This is a genomic window from Candidatus Neomarinimicrobiota bacterium, assembly GCA_041154365.1.
Taxonomy (GTDB): domain Bacteria; phylum Fidelibacterota; class Fidelibacteria; order Fidelibacterales; family Fidelibacteraceae; genus Fidelibacter; species Fidelibacter multiformis.
This window is the reverse complement of record AP035449.1, coordinates 916492-928725: the sequence shown is the minus strand read 5'-3', so window position 1 is coordinate 928725 and position 12234 is coordinate 916492. Positions and strand designations below refer to the sequence as shown.

Genomic DNA, 12234 nt, shown 5'->3' with positions numbered 1-12234 from the left:
TATTGAATAAAATTCCAATTTAATTCATCATTCATCATTCATCATTCATCATTCATCATTATCTAATTGAGGTGTCCGGTTCAACCGGTCTGAGAAATTTCAAGCCGTAAAAATATGGCCTGGGTGTCATAAGGGGTTTGGGTTTGCGAAAAAATCGGAATTTTTTTTCTTTCAATTGTGTATTATAATATCGGATTCGGGGGTTTTCTATTTCTGCCTTTGTATTGTATTCGCGGTTTCTCTCATTCCGGACCAGGGATTGATGAACATATTCCATGAGGGGTTGTTTGATCACTTTCGGAGGGGTGGAATGTATTAAGTTGACAAGACTATCCTCATCAACGATAATCAGACCATAATGACCGATCCACCGGCCGCTTTCGAAACCACGCACGACAAATACCAGATCCCCGGTTTTTAAAAATTTGGAGGCCTTTTCAATATTTTTCGCCGGGACATAGGTCCAGGTGAGGGAATCTTTGGGAATCTCCGTCTCCAAATGGTACCGGTTTTTCAAGAAACGTTGTTTGTCATATCGGATAGTATCCGGGAGTGTCTCTATACCCAGACTGTCTGTCATATCATGTACCAGCCAGGCATTATTGGGAAGCCAGTCGTGAAGAGCATAGTGATTCCGTTTTGTCACACTGATTTCTCCATCCTGAAAGCGTAAACGCATCAGTGTTTTAAAAAAGGAGGGCCAGTCCCGGGAAAGCGCCATGGCGTAGACATGTTCGGTAAAAACGACACAGTCACTCCGGTCCAAAACATACAAAGGCTGGGGATCATAGAGTTCAAAAGGAAATTCCCCCAGAAGGTATAATTCGTACGGCTGATTGATGTTTTTCTCTGCCAGATGCCGGATTCGTTCCTGAAAATCCGGTTCGGAATGATAGAGCCACTTGAGATAGATATCTGTTTCATATTCATTAAACGTATATAAAGGCCGTTTTTTTAAATCCTCAAGGATTTGGCTGTCCAGAGAATCAGGTGACAAATTCCCCTGCCAGGTTTCCCGGTTCAGTTGATATCCGGTACTACAGGACATGTAGAGAGAAATTGTCAAAACAAGGATGAAGATTTTTCGCATACGGGCCTCCCATTTTGTAAATTCAGGCTTAAAGTATACACAAATCAACCCGGGAATAGAACAGGAAAAGCATGAGCAATACACGACGGAAAGCCATCAACCGCGCAGGATATATTTCAATCGCAGGGAATCTTGTGTTATTTATCCTTAAATACTGGGGAGGACTTGTCAGTGGTTCTGTAGCTATCATAGCCGATGCCTGGCATACATTATCTGATTCTCTCAGTTCACTGATTGTATTGATGGGTGCCAGAATTTCATCGAAACCCGCAGATAAAGAACATCCGTTTGGACATGGCCGGGCTGAACTCATTGCAGCAATTCTCATTGGCATGATGCTGGTAGGCGTATCCTGGGAATTCTTTACAAAAGCCTATGAAAACATATCCTCACACAACGCCGTTCAGTATGGCTGGATCTCTATTATGGTTGTATCTTTATCCATTATTTCAAAAGAACTTATGGCTCAATACGCCTTTCATATCAGCCGGAAGACCGATTCGGAGTCAGTCCGGGCGGATGGCTGGCATCACCGGAGCGACGCCCTATCCTCACTCATCATTCTTGCAGGGATTTTTGTAGGACCATATATCTGGTGGATTGACAGTCTGCTGACAGGCATTGTTGCACTTTTGATTCTTCATTCCGCCTATGAAATCATTCGGGATGCCTCTTCACGTCTTATGGGTAATCCCCCCTCTCCCAAAATCATCGAACGGGTCCGGAAAATCGGTGAAAAGATCTGCCAAAAAGAGCTGAATATACATCACATTCACATGCATGAATACGGGACACACCGGGAGATGACACTTCATATAGAGTTACCTGGTGAATGGACGCTGGATCACGGACATGAAATCGCCGATGAGCTGGAAGCAGCCATTCGGAAAGAATTGGATATCGAAGCAACAGTCCACATTGATCCCTCAAACTAAAATTATAAAGAGATTTTTAACTACTCATCATTTTCCATAAATAAATCAGACTGAATCCGGTCAGGAAAAGGATACCACACCAGCTAAGTACCTGCATAAAAATACCGGGGCGGTCTTCTTTTGGAAAATGCCGGGCTGAAACAAGGCGGAAATTGAGAAGTGCAAAAACCGGTGCTGTAAGAAACGCCAGAATCGTTGCCACATCCACCAGTGTTTTTATACCACTTAAGAACACACCAATAATCAATAGCCCGCTCAGGACCAGTAATGCTACAATCATCCAAAAGACAGAAAAAGGATATTTTCGATTCCTATAGAAGAGTTCACGAACACTTTCCGACAGCGTCCGTGAATAGCCATCCAGGGTGGTTAACGTTGTGGAAAACATCGTGAGAAAAGCGATAAGGGCAATAATCCACCGGCTCCAGGTCCCAAGGGTTTGGGTGTAGAGCTCAATAAGTTGTCTGGAAAAAACAACAGATGAGTTTGAAAAGTGTTCACCCGTTCCATACATGACCAAAGCTCCAAGGGCAATAAAAGCCAGGGCAAGGATACCGGTCGTAATATAACCAATATGAAAATCCGTGAGGGATTCCTCCAGGCTGGGTGTATGTCCGGTTTGGATGCGCCTTTCTTTAACCCATAGAGAAGGCCAGACTGACACATCAATTGGGGCGGGCATCCACCCCATTAAGGCCAGAAGAAAAGCAATACCGCTTAATTCGGTTAATCCCGTCAACGAAACCGGCTCCGGATGGATACCAGATGCTTTCAACGCCATTAAAACAGCCAGGATTGTAAAGATCCCGAGAACAAAGACCATAACCTTCATAATTTTATCGATAAAGGGATATTTTCCAATAACGATCATGAGCAGAACAATCGCAAGCACAGCAGCACTTGAAAGGGCTGGATGACATGTCCAGTGAGTCAGATATGATGCCAGTCCACCGGTGACCAGGGTGACTGCTGCGACATTAATAATACCGACGATGACGGCAAAAAAGAAAAAGAGTCCCAAAACCCATTGTCCCTGCTCCCGGTACCCTTCCACCAGGGATTTACCGGTTCGTGCCGCATAACGGTGACTATATTGAAAAAAGGGGTATTTAAGAACCAAAGTAAGAACAACAAGCCCCATCAGAGTAAATCCATAATTGGCACCTGCCCGGGTGGATTGTACCAAATGGGAACCACCGATAGCTGCTCCTGCAAAGAGAATTCCCGGTCCCAGTGTAGATAATAACCCTTTGATTTTTTCGGATTTCATCATTCCGGATTCCTTTCATGCTTCTTAAATGTGAAGCAGGAATTTATTGAAATGAGAACAATAAATAAAGATTATATCACATAAATTCATGGGTTTCCAGAAATTTGCTGCAGTTTTGATATAAGATCATTTCTTTATAGGATTTCTTTTACCTGTTCTCCCCCCCGGGGGCAAAATAATCCAACCAAACCAGAAAATCAAGATTATATTTTATTTTATATATTCTTTTAACATAATATTGCTCAACACTTAAAACTCAAAACTCAACACTCAAAACTCAACACTCAAAACTCAACACTCAAAACTCAACACTCAAAACTCAAAACTCCAACTCATTACTCTCCACTCTAAACTCTAAACTCCTCATATATTTCCCCCATAAAAATACATCCCCAGACCAATAGTAAAAATAAGATCTCCCCACAGGGCATGTTCCAGAACAACGGCTGCTGTGGAGCGGGATCGTGCATAAGTGGATGCAAAGAGGAATCCGCCGGCAAAACTCAGGACCGGGGCAATCCAGTTACAAAAAAACAGGTGGTACATCCCAAATGCCACTGCACTTGCGGTAATCATCTCATGTTTTCCAGAAAAAACGGATTGATAACGGTGAAAAATATAGGTGCGGAATATCACTTCCTGGGGATAAACTGAAATCAATGGATACAAAATCATGACCAAAATCCAAAATCCGGGCACTTCCTTTGGAAAAGCAAGAAAATGGTCCGGCAAAAAGAAATAAGTCAACACTCCCACCAATAAAGCACCGGGGATGAACCGGTAAATAATCCCCTTGATTTCTTTTTTATTTAACCGGCCTTTCCACAAACTGTGACGATCAAAAGCCGGATCTTTCTGTAATTGTTTAAAAACAATAAACGACGTAATCAGGAGTACCGGGATAATCAGCCGTCCGGCAATGTGATTGATAAAAATAAGCATGACAGGGATGAAGATAAATAAAACCAAAAACTCTACAATTTTTCTGCTTTTTATGTTCATCAAAGTTCTGTTTGCCGAATACATTGGGGATTGTCATGCCCTGGTGAATTTACAATCGTTGAAACTGGATGAATCCGGGTTTTAACATCCGGTTTTTTTAGATCGTCTGGTGACAGGTCTCCTTCTATCCAGGGTTGAATTTGACCGGGATTCATTAACGCAGGCATGCGTGTGTGTATATGCGATAAATCATCCCGGGCATCTGTAGTAATGATGGTAAACGTATATAATGGGGACATATCCACCGTATTCCATACATCCCAAAGGCCTGCCAGTGGAAGGACAGATCCCTTTGCGGGGTAAATGTACCACGGCTGTTTGACGGATCCGATTTTTTGCCACTCAAAATAACCACTGCTCAATACCACACCCCGGTGATGAGTCACAAGAGAACGGTAAGCCGGTTTCTCCCGGAGGGTTTCGATACGGGCATTAATCATACGGGAAGCAAAACTTTCATCTTTTGCCCATTTGGGAACGAGTCCCCATCGGAAAGCATCAAGGATTATTCGTTTTTCTTCTTTCCATAAAACCGGTGCATATTGCATGGGTGCCACATTATAGCGGGGTAATGCCAAAGGATAACGATACTCAAACCAATCACCACCATTTAGTTCTTCAATAATCACATCCTTCGTAAATGCCAGAGCAAAACGGCCACACATCTTACTCTCCTTTCAACCAATCATCCATAAAGCGATATAACTGTGGATCCTCCTGTCCCAGACGCCAGAAACATACTCCCTGTAATTCCAGTTCATCGATGATATCCAGTTTTTTTCGTACACTCAGGCCGTCTTCAAAATACACCGCTTCGTCCTCGATGGAGAAAAATGGCAGATCATAGACATTTCTTTGGACATGGGATTCAGGCAATCCGGCCTTTTTCAGAATATCCACTACCTCAGTCCAGAAAAGAGCATGTTCTCCATCCACCTTTCCCCGGTGTCCATATAAAGGCAGGGCCATCACCACTTTTTCAGGTGGGATGCCTCCCGAATCACTTATGGCAAATCGCATCACGTTCCGGATCCAGGTATAATCGGAATGATGGGGTGGTATAGGTTTACCCCAGTGATTATCATAACACATGATCCGGACAATATCCGCTGCTTCTCCGATAGCCTGATAATCCTGTCCGCCATGGGTTTGAAGTTTGGGCTGAAGAGTCACCGACAGGGATAGTCCGTATGAATGAAGCGTGTCGGCCAATAAACGGACAAAGGTTGTAAAATCGTTCCGGTCTGCCGGGTCAATCCCTTCAAAATCCAGATCCACTCCTTCAAAACCAAACCATAACATTTGTTGGGCTATGCGATGGATTTGCCTGTCCCGGATTTCCGGATTTCGAATCATATCCCGGACAATTGGGGATTTGTAATCGGCTCCCAGTGAAGGATAAACGGCTACGGAATGCTTATAGGCTACTTGCTGGACAGAGCGGACCTCCCGGTCCGGATTCCAGTGGATACGACCGTTATCCACTATTCTGTATGCCATTGGTGAAATATGAGTAAAAAGTGAAGCATTATTTGCAAAACTCTCGATACCTTCCCTGAAAACCGGCGTACTGATCCACGCACTCACGGTTTTCCGCGGTTGTTTAATCGGAGAAAGGTAGAAATCTGAGCTCACATTGCCGGATGATATTCCGATTCGTCCGCTACTTTTAAAACCGACACGGTTACAGGTGAGAAATTTCCGTTCAGGGCCATCCTTGATCTTAAATGAATACTTCCCGTCATCCTGTATTCTTTGCCTGCACACAATCGTATCCTGTCTGAAGAGGGTCACAACCGATCCAAGGGGACCATTCCCATGGATTTCAACCATGGATTGACTCCGGACAGGAGTAAAATGGCAAAATATCAGCAAAAAGAGAACAAAAAGACGTCTTTTGAAGTTTGTCATATAAGATAATATATAGAAGAGATACAAATAAGTCACGAAACTTTGAGATCTGGACATTTTCTTTTAGATTGGGCCCAATACAAGGAGTCAGGATGTCACTTTTCGCTTTGTTTGTGATTGCCATCGGACTCGCCATGGATGCCCTGGCCGTTTCGGTCTCCGGCGGCTTAAATCTGGGCAAACATCATCTGGGAAAATCCCTGAAGATGGCAGTATTTTTCGGTTTTTTTCAGGCCATGATGCCGGTGATCGGCTACTATGCGGCTATCGGATTCAAATCCTATATTGAGCAAGTAGATCACTGGATTGCTTTTGGTCTCCTCCTTTTTATTGGTCTGAAAATGATATGGGAGGCTTTTCACGAAATCCCTGAAGATCAAAAAACCGATCATTTTAAAATCCGGACCCTATTGCTACTTTCCATTGCCACCAGCATAGATGCTCTGGCTGTTGGCATCAGTTTTGCCTTACTGGATATACACCTGTTGACTGCCGTACTGATGATTGGAATAACCACCTTCATCCTCTCCTTCCTCGGAGTCCTTATCGGCTGCCGTGTGGGATGTCATTTCAGCCGCTGGGCCGATATTGTGGGTGGCGTGATTCTGATTGGGATAGGTCTTCATATTTTAATAGAACACACGGTATTATGAATGATGAATGATGAATGATGAATGATGAATGATGAATGATGAATGATGAATGATGAATGATGATCCCACTCCGAAAAGTCGACAGCCATGCTCGGGTACAGGCGTTATGACAGGCGTCAAATAGTCTATAAGTCTTTGATAATCAGTAATATAACTTGATATTGTTGATAAAATATTGTAAAATATGAGCAATATTTTAAGAGGCAAAGATGTTCAAAGAGACAGAGTCCAGTCGGCCGGTAGAGTTGTTTGGTGATGTAGAGAACCTGTTAGAATGGAACAAGAAGAAGCTGAAGAAATACCGTGATGAGACGCGATGGCACAATCAATTCCGGTGCATGGTCTATGATGTCATTGACGAGACGCCTTACCGGATATTGTTTGATGCGCGGATGGGCGCACCGAATGCCCCAGTAAAACAGTTGGTATCCATGATGATTATCAAAGAGCTGTTTCGCTGGAGCGACAGTCAGTTATTTGAGCAGTTTGAGTTTAATGTTTTGGTCCGTCGCGCCATCGGAATCGACACGCTCACGGAAGATATCCCGGTTCCCTCCACCTATTACTTATTCCGAAAGCGGATCTATGAGCATGGTAAAGAGACGGGCGAGGAATTGCTGGAAGAGACTTTTTCCCAGATAACGGAAGCACAAGTTCGTGAATTCAAGGTGGATGGACGGCGTATCCGGATGGACAGCAAATTACTGGGGAGCAATATAGGCTGGTACAGTCGTTATGAGTTGGTCCACAAGAGTTTTGAGATGTTTTATCGGGGGCTAACCAAGAGTGATAAGCGTTTTCTACAGACGCGGTATCGGACAGAGATCAGTCGTTTGTTGGGAGAAGAGGCAGAGAAGGTTGTCTATCGTCATAACCGTGATGAAGTCAATGAACGCCTAGTGCGTTTAGGTGAATTACTTTATATGGTCATCCGTCATTATAAGGGAAAAAAGGAGGAATCATTCCGGGTATTGAAGCGGGTCTTTGAGAACCAATATGAGGTGAATGAAGAGGAGAAGATTATCTTACGCCCGAAGGAGAAAATCCCCCCGGATAGTGTTCAATCGCCCCATGATCCGGACTGCACCTATCGGGGCAAGTCAGGAAAGAAGGTGAAGGGGTATCATGCGAATGTGACAGAGACCTGTGGAGAGGACTTGCATTTAATCACGGATATCCGGATAGAGGCCGCCAGTTGCGGGGAGGCCCGTTTTTATAAAGAGGCGGTGGAAGGCAGTGAAAGAGTCACGGGTCAAAGGGTAGAACATGTGCATGCTGACGGGGCTTATTACAGCGAAAGTAACAGCCGGTACTCGGAAGAAAGAGACCTTGATTTTGTGGTGACCGGAATCAAAGGAAGTGAGCCCCGATATCTGATCCATGAAACACACGAAGGGTATGTTGCCGTGGACCGCGAGAGCGGGAGCGTGTATGAACTTCATAAAGCAGAGACGTATCAAGACTCGGAAGAAGCACGATATTATATCCGAACAGACTCCGGCCGGAAATACTTTAGCAGTCTGGCCATATACACTGCTTTGCAACGTCAAAAACTGATATCCCGTCCTGAAAGAGAACTGCAGATCCGTAATAACGTGGAAGCCACGATTGGTCATTTTGCTTATGGACTTCTGAATAATAAAACACCCTACCGTCGAAAGCAGAAACAGCAGATGTGGGCTTATTGCCGGGCGATGGCGGTAAACATCAAACGAATCGCGGGATACGTACGTCCAAAAAAGCCGTTTGAAGAGCAAAAAGCAGCATTATGTGCACAAAAGGTTCAAAACACAGTCCCATCCACCCCTTGCTTTTTCATTTTTTCCTCAATCGGTCGCCATCTGGCTAATTTTTATGGCTTTTTCCAATCCAATCCCTCGATTTATCCGAAAACCCCCGTATTTATACAATTATAACCGTATTTTTTAATGGGGTTTTCGGAGGAGGCTCAATGATGAATGATGAATGATGAATGATGAATGATGAATGATGAATGATGAATGATGAATTGAATTACTGAATGATGAGTTAGGTTTCGTGAAAGATGAATCGATTTTCTATAATCAACGATACATTTTTTTCCCAATTCCCTTGAATATCGTACGCAATGATATATTTGAATTGTGGAACACTGAAGACGATTGAATGCGGAGCGCAACGAAGCAATTGAACGGCACGAAGTGCCGCTTGAATTATTAAACGCCGCTTCGCGGCTTTCAATCACCACTTCGTGGTGTTCAAGCACCTCACTACGTTCGGTGTTCAATAGCCGCTATGCGGTATTCCAACGCCTGACGGCGTTCAAACCCCATTTCATTGGGTTCAAGCACCTCACTTCGTTCGGTGTTCAATTCCAGATATGCGGATTTAAATAGGTGTCTTCTTTTTTGAACACTGCGAAGCAGTGCTTGAATGCTGAACAAAGTGAAGCAATTGAACGGCACATAGTGCCGCTTGAATTTTTGATCGCCGAAGGCGTTTGAATACTGAGCACGGCGAAGTGTCAATCCCCCAATCTCCCCAATCCCCTCATCACTGCCGACTGATGACTGAAAAAGTGACGCGTAACGCGTGACACGTGACAAGTTGTTCAATCTAACCAATGTAATCAATCGACTTTTCGACTGTCAACTGTCGACTGCCGATTCAAGCCTGCGATTACCATTCGAAAGGGCGGACTGGACATACCGATTCGCCGGGTTTCATCCATGAGTTGATCAATTTCTTTCTGTACTGCTTCGGGAATGCTGTTTTTATACGTTGAAGCCGCTATCTGTTGTAATTTTTCACTGGTTTGGTTGATTTTATACAGATCGTTGGACAGGTTTTCTCCACTTTCATCTTCTGTATACATGATCTGCCATTTTCCACTCCGGGTCACACAGGCATCAATTTCCTCACGGGATAATACCGGGGCATGATATTCTCCCCGGAGTGTATCCAGCCGGCCAGCCAGTTCATGAATCCGTTTCTGAATGTCCTGGGCCGGCGTAAGCTTATCCCGGAACATTTCCAAAATTATCAAATGCCCATTATCAGGACACAGGTGTGAAAGGTCGGAAATCAATTCATGAACATCCGGAAGATGGTGGAGGGAAAATCCCAAAAGAATGGTATCAAACACCATATTTTTATCCACGACTCTTCGTACATCACCTGTGATAAAAGTGGCTTTCCCTTTGGGAAATCTCCCTAAAAATTCATCCTTAAGCTGATGCCGCATATCAATGCCTGTCACATGGTCCCAGCTCTTCAGTTCACGACATAGCTCAACGGCCGTATGACCACCGCCACAGGCAACATCCAGAATCCGGCCGCCATGTATATCTTTTAATGTTGTCATCACATTCCTCCTGGGGGGATGGACAGGATTCAGGGATAAAAGTTGTCCATTTTTTGAATGTTCGTCAGAAGGCAAAAACCACCCCGCTTCCCGGCAGCAGCCACTCTTTTTCAGGGGTAATCAGATGAATTGATCCTTTGTGACGCCGAATCTCCGGTTGACCGCCCGGGAAAAACGGAATCACATCCATGGACGGAAGAACCCCGTCATAATCCACAGAAATTTCAGCTCCCCGGGTAAGTCCGGTCACATAAACCGTCAGCTGATGGGAGGATTTCGGATAATAAGTCCGTGTGTTTATGGTAAAACGGACCTGTTTCCCTAACAGGTTGTGGAGGTCTTTGTGTGTACAGATAAGTTCCAGACAGGACCCGGAAAGTCTGCTTTCATATTTCAGATCCAGATCATTCACCCGGACCGAGGTAATTGTAAAACTCCGGTCGTCAGGGCGTAATGACCCATCTAAAAGCCAGCGATACTCCACATCATCCCTGCGGAAATACTTTTCCAGCTCCCTTTCATTACCGGCACAGGCTATCATAAAATAATTACGCTCCAGCTGTTTTCTGAAAGAGAGTTCTGTATCGATCAGAAAATATTCACCGGCAAGACTTTTTTCTTTCGGTTCGGAAAAACGAAGCCGGTGATAGAATTGGTGCCGGTGAAAAAGAGGATGGGACTCTTCCCGGAACAGTCGTTGTAAAACGGTGTCAAAAATCAGCCGGGCTATGTCCCGGTTTCCCGTTTTTTCTCCGATCGCCGATTCAATTACCCGGGACAATTCGTCAGGTTCATAATCACTGGAAATGAATTCGCGCCGGGCCAGAGGACGGGCTTTGATAAGCTCGCCATCCCTGAAATAAAAACGCCTGGCTCTTCGACCGGTTTGGCACAAGAGTTCATACGGAGATCCATGATAGGATCTACACAGACTTTCCACCCGGACCTTAGTGTGCTCATCTCCAAAAACGATGACTTCATCCCCCGGCCGCACCTCTTTCGGAACAGATGAAATATCCACCGCCGTCATATCCATGCTGATTTTCCCGATCACCGGACAAGGTGAATCATGAATCAGGAGTGTTCCTTTGTTGGATAACAGGTAATCATAGCCGTCGGCATATCCTACTGGAACAATGGCGTAGGAAATCTCTTTCGGAGCAATATAGGTCCGGTTGTAACCAACTGACTCTCCCTTTTTAACACGGTTCACAGAGGACACACGGCTTTTGAAAGTCATAACCGGCTTCAGATTGACCTTTTCACATAGAGACGGGTCGGTGTAAATCCCATAGGATAATAAACCAAGCCGGGACAAATTACTCACATCATCCGGACAATTTACCACTCCGGCACTGTTGGCGATATGAATCCATGGAGGATGTTCAGGGATTTTTGCCAGTAACTTTTTGAATTGGGACAGTTGATATGCAGAATATTCCGGATCGCTTTCGCTGGCGGCATAGTGGGTAAAAAGTCCGTCAAAATTGATACCCTGGACGAGAATCAGTTCACGGATGAGTGCTTCTGCTTCTTCATAACGAATTCCGCTTCGCCCCATTCCCGTATCCACATTCACATGAAAGGGGAGAATTTTCCCTTTTTCCCGGGCTACACGTCCCAGTATCTGGCCAAATGGCAAATTTCCAATCGTAGGCGTTAAATCATATTTCAGGATAATGGGGATTTCTTCCATCAAAGAGGGAGATAAAATGAGGATTGGAACCTGTATTCCCTGAAGCCTGAGAAGTTTTCCCTCATCTGCGTTGGCCACACCCAGCATCGCGGCTCCCTGTTGGATGGCCTCCCGGGCGATTTCCACGGCACCATGTCCATAAGCATCAGCCTTGACAATCTGCATAAATGAAGCTTTTTCAGGCATAAAACGCTGAAGTTCACGGAGATTATGGACGAAATGATCCAGGGAAATTTCTATCCAGCTTCGCTCACTCTTGGTCCTGATCATAACTAAATTTACACTGCTCAGACTATTCGATGCATAAAAAAGGGGAGAAAAGAGTTCACTGTGA

General features: G+C 44.6%; 11 protein-coding genes. 3 read left to right on the top strand and 8 right to left on the bottom strand.

Translation table 11 applies throughout. The features are described from left to right. Nucleotides 1–58 precede the first annotated feature (58 nt). Nucleotides 59–1090, bottom strand: coding sequence for an N-acetylmuramoyl-L-alanine amidase-like domain-containing protein (locus strainIA91_RS04070; RefSeq protein WP_400167854.1), 1032 nt, complete (start codon nucleotides 1088–1090; stop codon nucleotides 59–61). A gap of 71 nt (nucleotides 1091–1161) precedes the next feature. Here strainIA91_RS04070 and strainIA91_RS04065 point away from each other — a divergent pair, with 71 nt between their 5' ends. Continuing rightward, a complete protein-coding gene (locus tag strainIA91_RS04065) occupies nucleotides 1162–2025 on the top strand; it encodes a cation diffusion facilitator family transporter (protein ID WP_400167853.1) in 864 nt (287 codons plus the stop codon). A gap of 16 nt (nucleotides 2026–2041) precedes the next feature. Here the strand turns inward: strainIA91_RS04065 and strainIA91_RS04060 are convergent, their stop codons facing one another. From strainIA91_RS04060 to strainIA91_RS04045, 4 genes are all read right to left on the bottom strand, one after another. Further along, complete coding sequence (locus tag strainIA91_RS04060) at nucleotides 2042–3298, bottom strand: Nramp family divalent metal transporter (protein WP_400167852.1); 1257 nt, start codon at nucleotides 3296–3298, stop codon at nucleotides 2042–2044. Nucleotides 3299–3658: 360 nt separating this feature from the next. Beyond that, on the bottom strand, nucleotides 3659–4297 hold the full coding sequence (locus strainIA91_RS04055; RefSeq protein WP_400167851.1) for a CPBP family intramembrane glutamic endopeptidase: 639 nt from the start codon (nucleotides 4295–4297) through the stop codon (nucleotides 3659–3661). After that, on the bottom strand, nucleotides 4297–4962 hold the full coding sequence (locus strainIA91_RS04050; RefSeq protein WP_400167850.1) for an SOS response-associated peptidase: 666 nt from the start codon (nucleotides 4960–4962) through the stop codon (nucleotides 4297–4299). Before strainIA91_RS04050 ends, strainIA91_RS04055 begins: the two co-directional genes overlap by 1 nt. A gap of 1 nt (nucleotide 4963) precedes the next feature. Then, a complete protein-coding gene (locus tag strainIA91_RS04045; RefSeq protein WP_400167849.1) occupies nucleotides 4964–6208 on the bottom strand; it encodes a glycosyl hydrolase family 18 protein in 1245 nt (414 codons plus the stop codon). Nucleotides 6209–6300: 92 nt separating this feature from the next. Here strainIA91_RS04045 and strainIA91_RS04040 point away from each other — a divergent pair, with 92 nt between their 5' ends. Both strainIA91_RS04040 and strainIA91_RS04035 read left to right on the top strand, forming a co-directional pair. Then, nucleotides 6301–6861 (top strand): manganese efflux pump MntP family protein, encoded by a 561-nt coding sequence (locus strainIA91_RS04040; RefSeq protein ID WP_400167848.1) that lies wholly within the window; start codon nucleotides 6301–6303, stop codon nucleotides 6859–6861. A gap of 209 nt (nucleotides 6862–7070) precedes the next feature. Next, nucleotides 7071–8777: a transposase gene (locus tag strainIA91_RS04035; protein ID WP_400165908.1), complete on the top strand. Its 1707-nt coding sequence runs from the start codon at nucleotides 7071–7073 to the stop codon at nucleotides 8775–8777. A 333-nt stretch (nucleotides 8778–9110) separates the two neighbouring features. On the opposite strand, the gene strainIA91_RS04030 is transcribed toward strainIA91_RS04035, so the two are convergent. From strainIA91_RS04030 to alr, 3 genes are read right to left on the bottom strand one after another with little or no spacing between them, the layout of a single operon-like run. Further along, a complete protein-coding gene (locus strainIA91_RS04030) occupies nucleotides 9111–9446 on the bottom strand; it encodes a hypothetical protein (protein ID WP_400167847.1) in 336 nt (111 codons plus the stop codon). A 23-nt stretch (nucleotides 9447–9469) separates the two neighbouring features. Then, the gene (locus tag strainIA91_RS04025; protein WP_400167846.1) at nucleotides 9470–10279 is read right to left on the bottom strand and encodes a class I SAM-dependent methyltransferase; all 810 of its coding nucleotides are present in this window, start codon (nucleotides 10277–10279) and stop codon (nucleotides 9470–9472) included. Further along, nucleotides 10269–12170, bottom strand: coding sequence for an alanine racemase (alr, locus tag strainIA91_RS04020; protein ID WP_400167845.1), 1902 nt, complete (start codon nucleotides 12168–12170; stop codon nucleotides 10269–10271). The genes strainIA91_RS04025 and alr overlap by 11 nt, the downstream gene beginning before the upstream one ends. Nucleotides 12171–12234 lie beyond the last annotated feature (64 nt).